The organism is uncultured Anaerococcus sp. (assembly GCF_963510575.1).
Taxonomy (GTDB): domain Bacteria; phylum Bacillota; class Clostridia; order Tissierellales; family Peptoniphilaceae; genus Anaerococcus.
This window is the reverse complement of the sequence record NZ_CAUPFR010000009.1, coordinates 1-18,221: the sequence shown is the minus strand read 5'-3', so window position 1 is coordinate 18,221 and position 18,221 is coordinate 1. Positions and strand designations below refer to the sequence as shown.

Annotated in this window: 15 protein-coding genes and 1 pseudogene; all 16 read left to right on the top strand. The window is 37.5% G+C overall.

Annotated features, from left to right (window positions below; translation table 11 throughout):
• The first annotated feature begins 3 nt into the window (after positions 1–3).
• On the top strand, positions 4–210 hold the full coding sequence (locus RQ907_RS01670) for an RNA-binding S4 domain-containing protein (protein WP_311491671.1): 207 nt from the start codon (positions 4–6) through the stop codon (positions 208–210).
• Entirely contained in the window at positions 210–1,310 is a 1,101-nt protein-coding gene (gene recF / locus RQ907_RS01665; protein ID WP_311491670.1) for a DNA replication/repair protein RecF, read from the top strand. Before RQ907_RS01670 ends, recF begins: the two co-directional genes overlap by 1 nt.
• Positions 1,267–3,192: a DNA topoisomerase (ATP-hydrolyzing) subunit B gene (gene gyrB / locus RQ907_RS01660; protein ID WP_399522231.1), complete on the top strand. Its 1,926-nt coding sequence runs from the start codon at positions 1,267–1,269 to the stop codon at positions 3,190–3,192. The genes recF and gyrB overlap by 44 nt, the downstream gene beginning before the upstream one ends.
• 9 nt (positions 3,193–3,201) lie before the next feature.
• On the top strand, positions 3,202–5,649 hold the full coding sequence (gene gyrA / locus RQ907_RS01655; RefSeq protein ID WP_311491669.1) for a DNA gyrase subunit A: 2,448 nt from the start codon (positions 3,202–3,204) through the stop codon (positions 5,647–5,649).
• A complete protein-coding gene (locus tag RQ907_RS01650; protein WP_311491668.1) occupies positions 5,642–5,947 on the top strand; it encodes an STAS domain-containing protein in 306 nt (101 codons plus the stop codon). Before gyrA ends, RQ907_RS01650 begins: the two co-directional genes overlap by 8 nt.
• A gap of 2 nt (positions 5,948–5,949) precedes the next feature.
• Positions 5,950–6,291 carry an anti-sigma regulatory factor gene (locus tag RQ907_RS01645; protein WP_311491667.1) on the top strand — a complete coding sequence of 114 codons (342 nt, stop codon included), beginning with the start codon at positions 5,950–5,952 and terminating at the stop codon, positions 6,289–6,291.
• Positions 6,284–7,057 carry a SigB/SigF/SigG family RNA polymerase sigma factor gene (locus tag RQ907_RS01640; protein WP_311491666.1) on the top strand — a complete coding sequence of 258 codons (774 nt, stop codon included), beginning with the start codon at positions 6,284–6,286 and terminating at the stop codon, positions 7,055–7,057. The genes RQ907_RS01645 and RQ907_RS01640 overlap by 8 nt, the downstream gene beginning before the upstream one ends.
• Positions 7,057–7,236 carry a hypothetical protein gene (locus RQ907_RS01635; RefSeq protein WP_311491665.1) on the top strand — a complete coding sequence of 60 codons (180 nt, stop codon included), beginning with the start codon at positions 7,057–7,059 and terminating at the stop codon, positions 7,234–7,236. Before RQ907_RS01640 ends, RQ907_RS01635 begins: the two co-directional genes overlap by 1 nt.
• A gap of 86 nt (positions 7,237–7,322) precedes the next feature.
• Positions 7,323–8,498 (top strand): iron-containing alcohol dehydrogenase, encoded by a 1,176-nt coding sequence (locus tag RQ907_RS01630; RefSeq protein WP_311491664.1) that lies wholly within the window; start codon positions 7,323–7,325, stop codon positions 8,496–8,498.
• Positions 8,499–8,517: 19 nt separating this feature from the next.
• The gene (locus tag RQ907_RS01625; protein ID WP_311491663.1) at positions 8,518–8,817 is read left to right on the top strand and encodes a cupin domain-containing protein; all 300 of its coding nucleotides are present in this window, start codon (positions 8,518–8,520) and stop codon (positions 8,815–8,817) included.
• An 86-nt stretch (positions 8,818–8,903) separates the two neighbouring features.
• Positions 8,904–10,229, top strand: coding sequence for a DUF438 domain-containing protein (locus tag RQ907_RS01620; protein WP_311491662.1), 1,326 nt, complete (start codon positions 8,904–8,906; stop codon positions 10,227–10,229).
• A 102-nt stretch (positions 10,230–10,331) separates the two neighbouring features.
• Positions 10,332–11,345, top strand: coding sequence for an SH3 domain-containing protein (locus tag RQ907_RS01615; protein WP_311491661.1), 1,014 nt, complete (start codon positions 10,332–10,334; stop codon positions 11,343–11,345).
• A 178-nt stretch (positions 11,346–11,523) separates the two neighbouring features.
• Positions 11,524–14,220: a DNA methyltransferase gene (locus RQ907_RS01610; protein WP_311491681.1), complete on the top strand. Its 2,697-nt coding sequence runs from the start codon at positions 11,524–11,526 to the stop codon at positions 14,218–14,220.
• 337 nt (positions 14,221–14,557) lie between these two features.
• The gene (locus RQ907_RS01605) at positions 14,558–16,735 is read left to right on the top strand and encodes a PTS transporter subunit IIBC (RefSeq protein ID WP_311491660.1); all 2,178 of its coding nucleotides are present in this window, start codon (positions 14,558–14,560) and stop codon (positions 16,733–16,735) included.
• Between the two features lie 51 nt (positions 16,736–16,786).
• The gene (locus RQ907_RS01600; RefSeq protein WP_311491659.1) at positions 16,787–17,602 is read left to right on the top strand and encodes an endonuclease/exonuclease/phosphatase family protein; all 816 of its coding nucleotides are present in this window, start codon (positions 16,787–16,789) and stop codon (positions 17,600–17,602) included.
• A 247-nt stretch (positions 17,603–17,849) separates the two neighbouring features.
• Positions 17,850–18,221, top strand: a pseudogene (tnpA, locus tag RQ907_RS01595) (IS200/IS605 family transposase); the annotation flags it as partial.

Below are 18,221 nucleotides of genomic sequence, written 5' to 3'. Positions count from 1 at the left end.
ATTATGGAAATTATAGAATTTAAAACAAGTGAAATAAGGCTTAAAGACCTCCTAAAGGCAACTGATTTACTCCCTTCAGGGGGTCTTGCCAAGCATATAATAAGGGAAGAAGGCGTCCTTTTAAATGACGAACCTTGTTATATAGCAGGAAAGAAAATCCACCCAGGGGATGAAATCGTCTTTGATGGTGTAAAAATAATAATTAAATAATGTGGATTCAGGATATTAAATTATACAATTTTAGAAATTACTTTTACGAGTCAGTCACCTTTAACGACTCGATAAATATTTTTATCGGAGACAATGCCCAGGGCAAGACAAATTTGCTTGAATCTTGCTACTACCTTGCCAACGCCACATCCTTCAAAAAATTAAGGGATAAGGACCTAATAAATTTTGGCCAGGATAGGATGGAGCTTTCTGGCACAATCAGAAAGGGCAGATCCTTTAAGAAAGTCCTAATCAGGGTTGAGGGGACTGATAAGAATATTTTTGTAAATGAAGTAGAATATAAGAGGAACAAAGATTTAAAATCACTCTTTAAATTAGTCTTGTTTACCCCGGAGGACCTCAATATTATCAAGGAAGGCCCCAACCTCAGGAGGGATTTGTTGGATGAAATAATCAGCTCCATAGATTTTTCCTACACAAGGGTAAAAAAAGACTACGATAAGATTTTGTTTGCTAGGAATAAACTACTTAAAAATAGGACATCCTCATATTTCAAGGAACAACTCGATGCCTTTGATAAGTCCCTAGTCAAGGAAGGCTATAGGATATACAAGGCAAGGCTAAAGTTTGTGAAATTTGTAGAAAAATACGCTAACGACTTTCAAACAGCCCTCACAGCTGGTAAGGAAAAGCTAGAAATAGCCTACCTACCGGATATAAGCGCCGAAAGTTTTGACCAATATTATGAGAAATTTTTAGAAAAAAGAGATGAGGACCTAAGATACCTAAGTACCCAAGCTGGCATCCACAGAGATGATGTAATAATCAAAATCAACGGAAAAAACACCAGGCTTTTCGCTTCCCAAGGCCAACAAAGATCGGCGATTATAAATATAAAGCTTGCTGAAGTCAAGCTTGTCAGGGAGATAAGTGGCGATAGGGCAGTGATTTTGCTTGATGATGTGTTTTCGGAGCTAGATGAAAAAAGAAGTCTCTTTCTTTTGGAAAATCTGTCCGACTACCAAACCATAATCACAGCAACCAATACAAAAAGTTTGGAAAATGTTCCAGCTGATAAGATTTCCTACATTTCGGATGGCAGAATTAGAAAGGATAAATATGACAGAAAACAATTATGATGCTGGTAATATCAGGGTCTTGGAGGGACTAGAACCCGTTAGACTAAGACCTGGTATGTATATCGGCTCAACAAGTTCAAGAGGACTCCACCACCTGGTTTACGAGGTTGTGGACAACTCAGTAGATGAGGCCCTAGCTGGTCGTTGTGACTACATAAAGGTAACCGTAAGCAAGGACAATGTCGTAAGTGTAGAAGATGATGGATCGGGAATCCCTGTAAAGGAACACCCAACAACTCACAAGTCAACACTTGAGACAGTCCTAACAGTCCTCCATGCAGGTGGAAAGTTCGATGACTCAGCCTACAAGGTTTCCGGAGGTCTCCACGGCGTTGGTGTATCAGTAGTAAACGCCCTTTCAGAATACCTCATAGCAGAAGTAAAAAGAGATGGCCACATTTATAAAATGGAATTTGCAAGGGGCGAAGTAACCAAGGACATAGAAGTAATTGGAGATACCACAGAAACAGGTACAAAAATCACCTTCAAACCAGATGCAGAAATCTTCGACACAACCATTTTCGAAAGGTCAATCCTAGAAAATAGGTTTAGGGAAATGGCCTTCTTAAACAAGGGAGTAGAAATCCGTTTTGAAGACGAAAGGGAAAATTTTGAGACTTCCTTTAAATTCGAAGGTGGTATTTCTGAATTTGTAAGCTTTTTAAACAGGAATAAGGACCCAATCATGGAGATGGTCCCACACTTTGACGGTAGCCAAGAAGGCATAGAAGTAGAATTTGCCTTCCAATACACAGATGGCTATAGCGAAAATATCCTATCCTATGCTAACAATATCCAAACCCCAGAGGGTGGTACCCACCTTTCAGGCCTCAGGTCATCCCTAACAAGGTCTGTAAATGATTATGCTAGAAAATATAATTTCTTGAAAGATAATGAAGATAACCTCCAAGGTGAGGACATCAGAGAAGGCCTTACAGCAATTATTTCTGTAAAAATTTCCAACCCACAATTTGAAGGCCAAACCAAGTCTAAGCTTGGAAACTCTGAGGTAAGGGGAGTTGTGGATTCCTATATATCAGAACACCTCACAGCCTTCCTTGAGGAAAATCCAAAGCCAGCCAAAGCTATAATTGACAAGTCCCTTGCAAGTAGGCGTGCGAGAGAAGCTGCTAGAAAGGCGAGAGACCTTACAAGAAAAAGGTCAATCCTAGATTCTGCAACCCTTCCAGGCAAGCTTGCCGACTGCCAATCAACAGATATTTCTGAAAATGAAATTTTCATAGTCGAGGGTAATTCTGCGGGTGGTTCTGCTAAAGGTGGTAGGGACAATAGGATTCAAGCCATCCTCCCACTTAGGGGCAAGATTATGAACGTAGAAAAAGCCCACCTAGACAAGGTTTTAAACTCAGAAGAAATAAAAAATATGATTACAGCCTTTGGTACAGGTATTGGCAAGGAATTTGACATATCAAAACTCCGCTATGGCAAGATTATCATCATGACAGATGCGGACGTGGACGGGGCTCACATTAGGACCCTCCTGCTCACTTTCTTCTACAGGTATATGAAAGATTTAATCGACGAAGGCCACGTTTATGTTGCCCTCCCTCCTTTATACAGGATTAGCCAGGGCAAGAAGGAAAGATATGTGTATTCCGATGACGAAAAGGATAAGTATATCAAAGAGCTAGGCGATGCAGCTTTCAAGATAAACAGGTACAAGGGTCTTGGTGAGATGAACGCCGAACAGCTTTGGGAAACAACTATGGATCCAGACAGGCGAGTGCTTTTAAGAGTGGAAGAAGACTTGGAATCTACAACAACAGACGATACCTTCTCACTATTAATGGGAGAAAAGGTAGAACCTAGACGTAACTTTATCCAAGAAAATGCCAAGTACGTTACAGATATAGACGTATAGGAGGCGTAAATGACAGAAAATCAAAACATAATCAATATAGACCTCGAAAAAAAGATGAAATCATCTTATCTTGAATATTCGATGTCTGTTATAGTTTCAAGGGCCCTACCAGATGTCCGTGATGGACTAAAGCCTGTTCACAGGAGAATCCTATACGGCATGCAACAACTAGGCCTTGATCCAAATAAACCAACCAGAAAATCAGCCAGGGTTGTCGGTGATGTAATGGGTAAATTTCACCCACATGGTGACTCTGCAATCTACTATGCCCTAGTAAGGCTAGCCCAAGATTTCTCAACTAGGTACCCACTTGCTCAAGGCCAGGGTAACTTTGGTTCTATAGACGGAGACCAAGCAGCTGCCATGCGTTACACAGAAGTAAGGATGAGCAAGATTGCCAAGGAGATGCTTAGGGATATAAATAAGGATACAGTAGACTTCATTCCAAACTTCGATGGCGAAGAGATGGAACCATCTGTCCTTCCTTCAAGATTCCCAAATCTTTTGGTAAATGGGTCAAATGGTATAGCTGTAGGTATGGCAACCAACATGGCCCCACACAACCTAGGCGAAGCAATCGACGCTTGCATTGCCTATATGAAAAATCCAGAAATTGATATTGATGACCTAATCAAAATTATTCCTGGACCAGACTTCCCAACTGGGGCTTTGATTTTAGGTAAATCTGGAATCAAAGATGCATACATGACAGGTAGGGGCAAGATTAAACAAAGAGCGGTAGCTAGAATCGAGCCTTTCAAGAAGAATAGGGAAAGAATTATTGTTTCAGAAATTCCTTACCAAGTCAATAAGGCAAGGTTAATCGAAAAGATTGCCGACCTTGTTAAGGAAAAAAGAATAGATGGTATTTCTGACATAAGAGATGAATCTGACAGGAAGGGAATGAGGATAGTTGTTGAAATTAAGAGAGATTCCAACGCTAATATTGTCCTAAATAACCTTTATAAATATACCCAATTAGAAAATACCTTTGGTATCATAAACCTAGCCTTAGTTGGTGGAGAGCCAAAGATTTTAAACCTAAAAGAACTAATCGAATACTATGTTGACCACCAAAAAGAAGTGGTAACAAGAAGGACCAACTTCGACCTATCCAAGGCTCGTGAGAGAAAACACATAGTAGAAGGTTTGATCATAGCTATCGACCACATAGATGAGATTATCAAAATCATCAGGTCTTCCTATGACAATGACCAAATTAAAAAGATTTTCTTTGATAGGTATAAACTATCAGATGCCCAATCTCAAGCTATTTTGGATATGCAATTAAAACGCCTATCAGGTCTTGAAATTGAAAAGCTAAATGCAGAAAACAAGGAATTGGCAGAAACAATTGAGTATTTGCTTTCAATCCTAAACTCTGAAGAAAATCTTATAAACCTAATTATCGATGAAATCACTGAAATCAAGGAAAAATACTCAGATGAAAGACGCACAAAGATTGTCCCAGATGAGGGAGAACTTGACGTAACCGAGCTTATCGAAGAAGAAGATGTTTTGATTTCCCTAACAAAGGATGGCTACATCAAGAGACTTCCTATAGATACCTACAAGGTTCAAAATAGGGGTGGTAAGGGAATTGCGGCTGGAAATACCAAAGAAGGCGACTTTATCAAAAAGATAATCACAACCAACACCCACGAAGACCTCTTATTCTTCACATCCTTTGGCAAGGTCTACTCCCTTGAAGCCTACAAGATTCCTGAAGGAAGCCGTACTTCTAGAGGCCAGGCTATAATAAATATCCTAAACCTAGAGTCAGGCGAAAAAATTACCGAAATGATTACCCTATCTGAATTAGGCAAAAATAGCCAGCTAGTCCTTCAAACCAAAGATGGTCAAATCAAAAAGACTGACGCAGAAAACTTCACCAACATCAGAAGAAATGGTATTATAGCAATTTCTCTAAGAGATGGTGATAAATTGATTTCTGTAAGACAAATTGAAAAGGATGAGGAAGTCATAATTTCAACCCAAAATGGTATGACCATCCAGTTTAATACCAAAGATGTCAGGACTATGGGTAGGGCCGCCGTAGGTGTTAGGGCAATCAGACTCGATGAAGACGATGCAGTTGTAAGTATGAATATAATGGGCGATGAGACCTATCTTTTAGTTGTGACAAGAAACGGCTTTGGCAAAAAGACCACCTTCAATAATTTCAAAAACCAAAACAGGGGTGGCAAGGGCGTAAGGTGTCACAAGGTAAATGATAAGACAGGAAAAGTCGTTGATACCCTCCCAGTAGACCTTGATACAGATATCATGATGGTATCTAAAAAAGGCGATATGATCAGGCTCTCAGCTAGAGATGTCTCAACTACAGGCAGGAATACAATGGGTGTTAAGCTTAAAAATCTAGCTGACGAAGATGATGCTATAGTTTCAGTTACAACCTATGACAATATGTTGGAAGATGAGGAAAAAGATGTTTGAAAGTAAGATTTACGATAAGGAAAAATTTCTCCTTGTAGAAGTAAAGGGAGATTTAGATATCTATGCAGAAGACGAATTTAGAAGCTTCATCGAAAAGGAAATCGAGGGAGCTGACAAGGACCTACTTATAGACATAAAAGACCTTGACTACCTTGATTCTACAGGTCTGGGTTTATTTATGAAAATTTATAAATTAGCCAAGGAAAAAGATAGGTCAGTTTCTATAATTAATCCTAAGGAAAATATCCTCAAACTCTTTAAAATTACAGACCTAACTGATGTTTTTAATATGGAGTAGCCATGGATAAGATTTCTATAAAAATTCCAGCCAATAAAAAATACCAAAAATCGATTAGACTTTTTGTGGCAGGACTCGGTTCAGAATTAAATTTTGATATAGAACAAATTGAGGATTTAAAAGTCCTTGTAAGCGAGGCTATTAACTACAAGATGGGCGAAAATGGTTTGGACCTAGCCTTTCTTGTAGGAGATGAATCCTTGACCCTAGAAGTAGCTGGCAAGGATAAAAAAGAAGATGCTAGGGCCCTTGCTATGAGAGATGCAATCCTATCAGCCCTTGCAGATGAGATAGAAACAGACGGCGACCTTTTAAGAATAACAATGAGGAAGACTCATGCCTAAGCCAAATGCCAGCCAAGAGTACAAGGAAGAAATAGATAAGAAATTTGAAGAATTTCACAAGACCCGTGACAAAAAGTTGAGAGACGAGTTAATCGAAGAGCACATGTATATAGTAGATATCTTGTCGAACAAATATCTTGGCAAGGGCATAGAAAAAGACGACCTCTACCAGGTGGCAAGCCTGGGCCTAATTAATGCAGTGGACCGTTTTGACCCATCAAAGGGCTATGCCTTTTCATCCTTTGCCACACCTACAATTATGGGCGAGATTAAGAGATATTTCAGGGACAAGGGTTGGGTTATTAGGGTGCCAAGACGCATCCAAAACCTTTATAAAAAGATAAATGTGGCCAAGAAAATCCTTCCCCAAGAACTCCAGAGAGTCCCAACTGTAGCTGATATAGCAGATTATTTGGGAGAAGATGAAGAAACCATCCTTGAAACTATGGAAGCAAGCAAGGTCTACACCCCTCAGTCCTTGGATATGAAATATACAGTCCAGAAGGGTGAAAATGCTATTGACCTAGCTGAAATAATCGGTGAAGAGGATAAGAATTTCGATTCAGTTGAACTAAAAGACTTAATCGAAAAGTCCAAGGAAAGGCTAACTGATCTCGAAAAAGAAATCCTAAAACTCAGGTATTACGAGGGCAGAACCCAGGTAGACATAGCAGAAAGTTTGGATATCAGCCAGATGACCGTATCTAGACTTGAGAAGAAAATCCTAAATAAATTCTCAATAGAATTTGAAAGGATGACTGACTAATGGAAAAAAATAAGAAAACTCATCTGCTTATCGGATTAATCCTTTTAATACTATCTATAGTATTAGGCCAATCATCCAGAATTCCAGACCTTGGCAGAGGCATTCTAACAGGCCTTGGACTTGGATTTCTAATCCTAAGTACAGGTATAGAAGATAAGTGCAAAAGAAAATATATTTAAAGGCAAAACTCTTTCCGTCATGGGAAGAGTTTTTTTATGGAAAATTTTCTAAAATGGGTAAAAATAACAAAAGGAGATGAGAGATTATGAATAATTTTACTTATGATATAGGAACAAGGATTCACTTTGGAAGGGACGCTTTAGACTACATAGGCGAAGAAGCCAAAAAATATGCAGACAAAATCCTATTGACCTACGGAGCTGGGTCTATCAAGAAAAATGGGGTTTATGATAAGGTTATAAAAGAGTTAGAAGGGGCAGGAATCGAAGTTTTTGAACTTTCTGGCATCCAACCAAATCCAAGAATAGACTCAGTTAGAGAGGGAGTTAGGATAATAAAGGAAAATGGCATTGGAGCCATCCTTGCTGTTGGTGGAGGATCAACCATAGATGCATCAAAATTCATGGCGGCAGGTGCTTGTGCTGACTTTGACCCATGGAAATTTATCTCAGAAAAAAGACCAATGAGCCCCGCCATCCCACTTTTAACAGTCCTAACCATGGCGGCAACAGGTTCTGAAATGGACTGTGGGGGAGTAATCACAAATCCAGAAACAAGAGAAAAACTATCCTCAGGCCACCCTGACACTAGGCCAAAGGTTTCATTTTTAAATCCAGAACTAACCTACACTGTGCCAAAATTCCAAACAGCGGCAGGTTCTGCAGACATTTTATCCCATATTTTCGAAACCTACTTTAATATCGACGGAACCATGTTTATGCTAGACAGGATTATGGAAGCCTTGATGAAAACAGTAATAAAATACGGGCCAATCGCCATAAAAGACCCTCATAATTACGAAGCCAGAGCCAACCTCATGTGGGCATCATCTTGGGCGATAAATGATTTTATTTCTGATTCATCCAAGGCGGCTTGGACAGTTCACCCAATTGAACATGAACTTTCCGCCTTCTACGACATCACCCATGGCTTGGGCCTTGCTATTTTAACCCCAAGGTGGATGGAATATTGCTTAAGCGAAAAAACAGTCCACAAATTTTACGATTTGGGAATAAATGTTTTTGACCTAGACAAAAATCGAGACAAGATGGCTGTAGCCAAAGAAACAATTGAAAAAGTTAAGGAATTTTTCTTTAAGGACCTAGGTCTTGATTCAAACTTAAGAAAAATCGGCATTGACCAAAGTCATTTTGATGAAATGAGCAAAAAAGCTTGTGGCAAAACTGGTGTAAAAAAAGGCTTCATAGACCTAAGACCAAGTGATATAAAGAAAATTTATCAAATGTCTTTGGAAGACTAGGTAGGGAAAATAGGGACCTATGGAAATTTATAATATTTTCGACAAGTTAGAATTTTCTGAGGATGAGGAAATAGAAGAAATGATTTTTGAAAATGAAAAAATAAAAGTTATTAGAATTACCTCCCTCAACCAAGCTACAGGCTATTATGACCAAAATGAGCTAGAAATTGTGAAAATAGAGGAAGGAAAAGCGACCCTTGAGATAGATGGAAAGCTAGTAAAGCTAAAAAAGGGAGATATCTTACCCATAAAGCCCCACCAAATCCACAGGGTAATAAGGCAAGACCATGCAGTTTGGCTTTGTATTTTTCTAAAATAATTTAATTTGTTTTTTAATAAAAATTGTAACAAAAGTTACTGATTATCATTATCTATCGCTGTATAATAATCTTAAGGAGTGATATTATGCAGATTGATATAAATAAAGTTGTTTACGACCTAATAAAAGATAATGACAAATTAAAGGAAGATCTCATTGGACTTGGCTTTACTAGTTTAAATAATCCCCTCATGGTCAAGACTTTGGCGAAGAAAGTTTCTCTTAAACGTGGGGCAAAGATGATGGGAATTAGTGATTATAAGGAAAAATTAGAGGCGCTTGGCTACGAGCTTTGCGATTCGTCACAAAATCCAGAAGCCATTGAAAGAAAGGAACTAATTAAGTCCTACCTAAAAAGGCTAGGAGAAGGGGAAGACCTAGAGAAGGTTAAGGCTGATTTTAAGAAAAATTTTGAGGGAGTTTCTTCTGCAGAGATTATGGCTGCAGAGGAAGATTTGTTGGAATCTGGCATGGATAAAGAGGAAGTAAGAAGGCTTTGTGATGTCCATTCTTCTTTATTCCATGGGGCAACAGATACAGAAAATAAAAAGTCTACCTATGAGGAAGGTTCTTTTTTGGATTATTTTTCAAAAGAAAATGATCAAATTAAAAAAATCTTAGAAAAGGCGATGAAGGCTGTGGAAAATGGCGAAGATGTGAGTGAAGATATGAACAAGGTTTTTGGTCATTACAAGAAAAAAGGGGACCTTATTTATCCAATCCTCAAGGCCAAATACAATACACCTGGCCCATCAGATGTGATGTGGGCTGTGGATATAGAAATTGCCAATAACATAAAAAAAGCCATCAAACTTGGCAAAAAAGACCTTCTTTTAGAAAGTATAAAGAGGGCAGAAGAGATGACCTACAAGGAAGAAAATATCCTCTATCCCCTAGTTTTTGAAAAAATGAGCGATGAAGATTTAAGGCTTCTTTACAAGGATTTGGGAGATTATGACCACGACCTTGTAGCCTATGAATCACTTGAAAAACCAAAGACAAGTGACTTTGAAGATGGGTATATAAATTTCGCCAAGGGAAAGATGAGAGTAGACCAACTAGAAGCCATGCTAGATACCTTGGAAATAGAAATCACTTATATTGATGAAAACGACATAAGCTCATATTACAATGACCACAAGGGCAAAAAAGTTTTCAAAAGACCTGAATCATCCCTCGGCAGGGAAGTATATTATTGCCACCCACCCCAAGTTGAACCAATTGTAAGAAACTTAATAAGGGAATTTAAGGAAGGCAAAAAAGACGATTTTAAATTGGTAAAAAATATAAAAGGTGTGGACTACGCCATTTCCTACTATGCAGTAAGGGATAAGAAGGGAGTCTACAAGGGAGTTGTTGAGACAGTCCAAGACCTCAGTTTTTACAAATCTTACTTGGCTAATAAAAAATAAGGGCAAATAATAAGGTAAAATCCTTCTTTTTGCTAAGCCTTTGTAAAAAATTATGATATAATATAAGCAAACAAAACTTTGACTGACACAATAGGAGGGAATATGATTTGTAAAAAATGTGGCCAAGACAACAAAGAAGGAGCCAAGGTCTGCGAGTCTTGTGGAGCAAGTCTGGTAGATGAATTTGAAACTCAAAAAATAAAAATATCCAAGGAAGATAGCCAAAAACGTGCTCAAAGGCAAAAGCAAAGATCAAAGGACAGAGACCTAATGACCTATGGACTCATCTTGGGATCTGTGATGGCCTTTGCAGTAATATTTATAGTCCTATCTTATTTCTTCAAACTCGGAGCCGACAGAGAAATGGCTCAAAATACCCAAGTAGAAGAAAGTAGCCAAGACGATACTAAACTATATGAAAAAGCCCTAAAAACAAGCGAAGAAAGCGTAAAAGACAAAGACTACGAAAAAGCAATCAAAATTCTTAAGGCAATCCCAGAAGAAGCGGGCGACTACTACAAAAAAGGTCAAGAAAAACTAGGGGAAATAGAAGATCTAATCGTAGAAGACATCAAAAAGGCAATAAAGGAAGATGACAAGGAAGCCGAAAAACTAGTCAAAACCTATGCAGACCTCTTACCTGAATCCAAAACCCTAAGAGAACTTAAGGAAGAAATAACAGGCGAAAAAGAAGAGTCAGCCGACAAAGAAGAAGAAAAAGAAACAAGTGAAAAAGAACCTAGCAAAGACAATGAAAGCGAAAGCGAAGAAAAAGACGAAAACGCCGACAGCAAAGAAGCTAGGGCCAACAGAAGAGAACTAGCAGAAAAATATGACCTAGAACAACTAAGGGCAACAAACTCCTACGGCCAAAACGGCAACCCAGCCTACACAGACATCTACAAAGAAGCAGACTTCCTAAACAAAGACCTAAAAATTGACGCCAACACAGGACAAGTAAGAACCGAACCAAACCTAAACTCAGGAGTAGCAGGTTATGTAAACAACGGAGAGAAAGTCCACTGCGAAGAAGTAGTAAACGACGGAGGCAGGTACTGGCTAAAAATAGAAAAAGGATGGATATCATCTAAACTAATAACAGGTGAATTTAGATAAAAAACAAAGCTCAGCTATAAGGCTGGGCTTTTTGCTAAAAGAAAGAGAAAAATAAACTTGGAGTGACTATGAAATTAGTAGATCAACAAAAAAGAGCAAGAGAATTTGCAAAGAGATGGGCAAATACAGGTGATGAAAAAGCCAGAGCTAAAAGTTTTGGTTAGATTTATTGGAAAATGTGTTAGGAGTCGAAGATCCTTATTCCTACATAGAGTTTGAATCAAGGATAAAACTAGATAATACTTATTTTATAGATGGGTACATAGGAGCAACTCATGTTCTAATTGAGCAAAAATCATCAAATAAAGATTTAAAAAAACCTATTATCCAATCTGATGGAACTAAGCTTTCACCCTTTCAGCAAGCAAAGAGATATTCTATTGAACTACCTTATTCTAGGAGACCAAGGTGGATAATTACTTGCAATTTTAAAGAATTTTTCATCTATGATATGGAAAAACCTAATGGGGAAGCTGAGGTAATAAAATTAGAAGATTTAGAAAATGAAGTCTATAGGCTAAACTTTATAGTATCTGAAGAAGACTTCATAAAAAAGGAAACCCAAATATCCATAGAAGCAGGAGAGATAGTTGCAAGTCTTTATGATGCTCTCTTAAGTGAATACCAAGTCCCAGACAACGAAGCCACACTCCATTCCCTAAACATTCTCTGTGTAAGACTGGTATTTTGCCTCTATGCAGAAGATGCAGGTCTATTTGGCAACAAAAATATGTTCCATGACTACCTAAATAAGTACAAGGATTCAAACCCAAGAGCAGCCTTAATAAATTTATTTAGAATATTAAATCGAAAGGAAGAAGACAGAGATCCTTACGAAGACAAGGACCTCTTAGCCTTTCCATATGTGAACGGTGGTCTTTTTACGGATATGGGTGTGGAAATTCCTAGATTAAATCCAAACATAGTTGACATCATCCTAAATAGGGCATCCCTAGGCTTTGACTGGTCAAAAATATCTCCAACCATCTTTGGTTCAGTATTTGAATCAACCTTAAACCCAGAAACCAGACGTTCTGGAGGAATGCATTACACATCTATAAAAAATATCCACAAGGTAATAGACCCTTTATTCCTAGATGATCTAAAAGAAGAATTTGAAAAAATTAAGGAAATTGACCAAGTAAGACAGAAAAAACAAAGGCTAGAAGAACTTCATAATAAAATAGCAAATCTTAAATTCCTCGACCCAGCCGCAGGATCTGGAAATTTCCTTACAGAAACCTATATTTCCCTAAGAAAACTCGAAAATAGAATCATAGAGGAAAAAATAAGGAAAAAAGATGTTATATCCATTTCCTTTATAGATGGGACTTCGGATGAATTAGAAGATCCTATTAGGGTAAACTTGGGCCAATTTTATGGAATAGAAATAAATGACTTTGCCGTCACTGTAGCAAGGACAGCCCTTTGGATATCAGAAGACCAGATGATGAAAGAAACCATGAACATAATCCACCAAAGCATGGACATCCTTCCCCTCAAATCCTATGCCAATATAGTAGAAGCCAACGCCCTAACCATGAACTGGAATGATTTGGTTGACAAAAATGAATTAGATTATATAATGGGAAACCCTCCTTTTGTGGGAGGAATGATGATGGATAGAGACCAAAAAGAGCAAATCAAATCAATTTTTGGTAATATATCAGGTGTAGGAGAGATTGATTATGTTACTGCTTGGTATAAAAAATCAGCAGAAATGATGAATGAAAATCAAAACATAGTTACAGCTTTGGTATCTACTAATTCAATAAGTCAAGGAATGCAACCTGCTATTTATTGGAAATATTTGAGAGATAAATATGATGTAGATATTGTATTCGCCTACTCAACCTTTAAATGGGAGAGTGAAGCTGTTATGAAAGCAGCTGTTCATGTTGTTATTATCGGTTTTACTAATATTAATAATGAGAAAAAAAGAGATAAATTTATATATACTTCTGATACTGCAAGAAAAGTTAACTATATTAATGGTTATTTAATAGAAGCAGGAGATATTTATATTGAAAGTAGAAATAAGCCTATATGTGATGTAAAAGAAATGAATTTTGGAAACATGCCTAGAGATGGTGGAGCGTTCATTTTAACAGAAGAAGAAAAAGATTGGTTAATAGAAAATGAACCAATTACAAAAGAATGGATTCATTTATACCTAGGTGCTCGTGAATTTATCAATGCAAAGAAAAGATACTGCTTATGGTTAGAAGGAGTTGAGCCTAATCTTTTAAGAAAATCTCCAACCGTAATGAAGAGGGTGGAATCTGTTAGGGATATGAGACTAAGTTCAAAAGCAAAAGCGACTCAAAAAATGGCAGAAACTCCAACTTTATTCGCTCAAAGAACACAAAAGGTAGGAAAACCGTTTATAATAATCCCAAGAGTTTCATCAGAAAATAGAAAGTATGTCCCTATAGGATTCCTACCTGGAGATATAATAGCTAGTGATGCGGCCTTGATAATCACAGATGCTGATATATACGATTTTGGAATCTTAACCTCTAACGTCCATATGTCATGGATGAGAGCTGTAGCGGGTAGGCTTGAAATGAGATATAGGTATTCAAAAAATATAGTTTACAACAACTTCCCATGGCCAGCTCTAGATGATTACCACAAAAAAAGGATAGAAAAGTCTGCTCAGATGATTCTAGATGCTAGAGCCCTTTATCCTTCATCATCTTTAGCAGATCTCTATGACGAATTGGCCATGCCATCGGAATTAATAAAAGCCCACCAAGAAAATGATGCTAGAGTAATGAAAGCCTATGGTTTTGATTGGAAAAACATGTCCGAATCAGACTGCGTGGCTGAGCTTATGAAGATGTATGAAAAATTGGTTAGCAAAGAAAAATAATAATAAACTAGCAAAAATCAATTAAAAGGACGGGAAAATTTTCCCGTCCTTTTTTTGTGCTTATTTTAGTTTTTTCCTGTATAAAGGGTTGAGGCTCCTGGGTAGAGTTTGCCTAGTTCATCAAAGACTAAGCCTATATCGCCGAAGCCTGTTTATTTTAGGATTTACATTTAGTGAGATCAAAATGCACTTGACTTGACAATTCACGAGGTAAAAAAGTACTACGGTAAATAATTCTTTTTGTAAAGTACTGTACAAAAAACAGTAAAATGTTATAATAAATCCATAGGCAGTGTAAGCGTTTGTCTAAAATTAAAAAATAAAGGAGATTTGGATAATGAAAGATACATTCAAAAATATCTTGTCTTTCGAGTTTTGGCAAAAATTCGGTAAGGCTTTGATGGTGGTTATCGCTGTTATGCCGGCTGCTGGTTTGATGATTTCAATCGGTAAGTCTCTTGTTATGATTAATCCAACTTTTGCACCACTTGTAATTACAGGTGGAATTCTTGAGCAAATTGGTTGGGGTGTTATCGGTAACCTTCACATTTTGTTTGCCCTAGCGATTGGAGGAAGCTGGGCTAAAGAACGTGCTGGTGGTGCTTTTGCCGCTGGACTTGCCTTCATTTTAATTAATCGTATCACTGGTACAATCTTTGGTGTATCAGGAGATATGTTAAAAAATCCTGAAGCAATGGTAACAACTCTTTTTGGAGGTTCTATCAAAGTTGCTGATTATTTCATCAGTGTAATGGAAGCTCCAGCGTTGAACATGGGGGTATTCGTAGGGATTATTTCTGGGTTTGTAGGGGCTACAGCTTTCAACAAATACTACAATTTCCGTAAACTTCCTGATGCACTTTCATTCTTTAATGGGAAGCGTTTTGTACCATTTGTAGTTATTCTTCGCTCAACAATTGCAGCAATTATTCTTTCAATTGTTTGGCCACTTGTGCAAACTGGTATCAATAGTTTTGGTATCTGGATTGCTAACTCACAAGAAAATGCTCCAATTCTTGCACCATTCTTGTATGGTACTTTGGAACGTTTACTATTGCCATTTGGTCTTCACCATATGTTGACTATCCCAATGAACTATACAGCACTTGGTGGTACTTATGAAATAATGACAGGTGCAGCTAAAGGTACTCAAGTATTTGGTCAAGACCCACTATGGCTTGCATGGATTACTGACCTTGTGAACTTAAAAGGTACAGATGCAAGTCACTACCAACAATTGTTAGATACTGTTCATCCAGCTCGTTTTAAAGCTGGACAAATGATTGGTTCATTCGGTATCTTAATGGGTGTGATTGTTGCTATTTACCGTAATGTTGATGAGGATAAGAAACATAAATACAAAGGTATGATGATTGCAACAGCTCTTGCCACATTCTTGACAGGGGTTACTGAGCCAATCGAATACATGTTTATGTTTGTCGCAGCACCTATGTATCTAGTATATTCACTTGTTCAAGGGGCTGCCTTCGCTATGGCTGATGTGGTGAATCTACGTATGCACTCATTTGGTTCAATCGAGTTCTTAACTCGTACACCTATTGCGATTAGTGCTGGTATTGGTATGGATATCATTAACTTTATTTGGGTAACAGTTCTTTTCGCTGTAATAATGTACTTTATCGCAAACTTCATGATTCAAAAATTCAATTATGCAACTCCAGGACGTAACGGAAACTATGAAACTACTGAAGGTTCAGAAGAATCTAGTAGTGAAGTGAAAGTTGCAGAAGGTTCTCAAGCTGTAAACATTATTAACCTTCTTGGTGGACGTGCAAACATCGTTGATGTTGATGCATGTATGACTCGTCTTCGTGTAACTGTTAAAGACGCTGATAAAGTCGGCGATGCAGAACAATGGAAAGCAGAAGGAGCTATGGGTCTTGTTATGAAAGGACAAGGGGTTCAAGCTATTTACGGTCCAAAAGCCGACGTATTGAAATCTGATATCCAAGATATCCTTGATTCAGGGGAAGTCATTCCTGAAACTCTTCCAAGTCAAATGACGGATGCAGAACAAAATGCTGTTCAATTCAAGAATCTAACTGAGGAAGTTTACTCAGTAGCAGATGGGGAAGTAATTGCTTTAGAACAAGTAAAAGATTCAGTATTTTCTCAAAAAATGATAGGTGATGGATTTGCTGTAGAACCTGCAAATGGAAACATTGTATCTCCGGTTTCAGGTACTGTATCTAGCATTTTCCCTACAAAACATGCTTTAGGTCTTGTGACTGAAGCAGGTCTTGAAGTACTTGTTCACATTGGATTAGACACTGTAAGTCTTGAAGGGAAACCATTTACAGTTCATGTTGCTGAAGGACAAAAAGTTGCAGTTGGTGACTTACTTGTTACAGCTGACTTGGATGCTATTCGTGAAGCAGGACGTGAAACTTCAACAATCGTTGTCTTCACAAATGCTGATGAGATTCAATCAGTTAAATTAGAACAAACAGGTTCTCTTGCAGCTAACACAGTAGTTGCTAAAGTAGAATTATAATAGTCTTGAGGTTGGAAGCTTTTTCCAACCTCTTGTTTTAGGAGAAAAAGTATGAAATTTTTAACGCTGAATACTCATAGCTGGATGGAGAAGGAAGCAGAAGAAAAATTCAATCTTTTGCTTCAGGATATTCTTGATAAGAATTATGATTTGATTTGTTTTCAAGAAATTAATCAGGAAATCACTTCAAAAGAAGTAAAAGTAGATAATTTTTATAAAGCTTTGCCATCTGCTGAACCTATTCACCAAGATCACTTTGTAAGACTTTTGGTGGAGAAATTAGCTGAAAAACGCAGAAATTATTACTGGACTTGGTCTTATAATCATATTGGATATGATCGCTATCATGAAGGTGTAGCTATCTTATCTAAAACACCAATTGAAGTTAGAGAAATTTTGGTTTCAGATGTGGATGATCCAACAGACTACCATACACGTCATGTTGCCTTAGCTGAAACTGTAGTGGATGGTAAGGAATTGGCAGTTGCTAGTGTGCACCTTTCTTGGTGGGATAAAGGTTTCCAAGAAGAATGGGCAAGACTTGAGACTGTATTGAAATCATTGAACAAGCCTCTTTTATTAGCTGGAGATTTTAATAACCCAGCTGGTCAGGAGGGTTATCAAGCTATTTTAGCTAGTCCATTAGGCTTACAAGATGCTTTTGAAGTTGCTAGAGAGAAAAGTGGTAGCTATACCGTTCCACCAGAAATTGATGGATGGAAGGGAAATACAGAACCACTCCGCATTGACTATGTTTTTACTACTAAAGAGCTAGAGGTAGAAAATATACATGTTGTTTTTGATGGAAACAATAGTCCTCAAGTGAGCGACCACTTTGGACTAAATTCTCTTTTAAATTGGAAGTAAACGTATATAGAATAATATTTTGACACTCTGTGGAAATTTGAAGTGACCCCAAAAAGTTAGACTTTTTTTGAGACGACTTAAGTCGTCTCTTTTTAATGTACACTTAAGTGAGTTGAGCGAACGAAAGAGAGCGAAACAAAAATCCACCTGCTGTGCAGGTGGAGTAATTTAGCTTCAAGCACCAAGAAAACCCCCTTAAAGTATAATTGTGATAATCACATGCACAATTAAACAAGGAGGTTAAAACTTGGATAAGAATAGTTTATCACATACCAAGTGGAGATGCAAATATCATATAGTCTTTGCACCAAAATATAGAAGACAAGTAATATACAGACAACTAAGAAAAGATATAGGAAATATAATTCGAGAATTATGTTCTAGAAAAGGAATAAAAATAATAGAAGCAGAGCTATGTCCAGATCATATCCACATGCTGGTAGAAATACCACCCAAATATTCAATATCACAAATAATGGGATATTTAAAAGGGAAAAGTTCACTGATAATGTTCGATAGATATGCCAACTTAAAATATAAATATTGAAACAGATACTTTTGGTATAGAGGATACTATGTAGATACAGTAGGCAGAAATGAAAAGAAAATAAAAGAATAT

What these genes read in the sequence shown, in the direction of transcription:
- RQ907_RS01630 (WP_311491664.1), top strand. Translation starts at nt 7,323, where the DNA reads ATGAATAATTTTACTTATGATATAGGAACAAGGATTCACTTTGGAAGG.
- RQ907_RS01670 (WP_311491671.1), top strand. Translation starts at nt 4, where the DNA reads ATGGAAATTATAGAATTTAAAACAAGTGAAATAAGGCTTAAAGACCTC.
- RQ907_RS01640 (WP_311491666.1), top strand. Translation starts at nt 6,284, where the DNA reads ATGCCTAAGCCAAATGCCAGCCAAGAGTACAAGGAAGAAATAGATAAG.
- RQ907_RS01605 (WP_311491660.1), top strand. Translation starts at nt 14,558, where the DNA reads ATGAAAGATACATTCAAAAATATCTTGTCTTTCGAGTTTTGGCAAAAA.
- RQ907_RS01620 (WP_311491662.1), top strand. Translation starts at nt 8,904, where the DNA reads ATGCAGATTGATATAAATAAAGTTGTTTACGACCTAATAAAAGATAAT.
- RQ907_RS01650 (WP_311491668.1), top strand. Translation starts at nt 5,642, where the DNA reads ATGTTTGAAAGTAAGATTTACGATAAGGAAAAATTTCTCCTTGTAGAA.
- RQ907_RS01635 (WP_311491665.1), top strand. Translation starts at nt 7,057, where the DNA reads ATGGAAAAAAATAAGAAAACTCATCTGCTTATCGGATTAATCCTTTTA.
- gyrA (WP_311491669.1), top strand. Translation starts at nt 3,202, where the DNA reads ATGACAGAAAATCAAAACATAATCAATATAGACCTCGAAAAAAAGATG.
- RQ907_RS01600 (WP_311491659.1), top strand. Translation starts at nt 16,787, where the DNA reads ATGAAATTTTTAACGCTGAATACTCATAGCTGGATGGAGAAGGAAGCA.
- gyrB (WP_399522231.1), top strand. Translation starts at nt 1,267, where the DNA reads ATGGCAGAATTAGAAAGGATAAATATGACAGAAAACAATTATGATGCT.
- recF (WP_311491670.1), top strand. Translation starts at nt 210, where the DNA reads ATGTGGATTCAGGATATTAAATTATACAATTTTAGAAATTACTTTTAC.
- RQ907_RS01615 (WP_311491661.1), top strand. Translation starts at nt 10,332, where the DNA reads ATGATTTGTAAAAAATGTGGCCAAGACAACAAAGAAGGAGCCAAGGTC.
- RQ907_RS01645 (WP_311491667.1), top strand. Translation starts at nt 5,950, where the DNA reads ATGGATAAGATTTCTATAAAAATTCCAGCCAATAAAAAATACCAAAAA.
- RQ907_RS01625 (WP_311491663.1), top strand. Translation starts at nt 8,518, where the DNA reads ATGGAAATTTATAATATTTTCGACAAGTTAGAATTTTCTGAGGATGAG.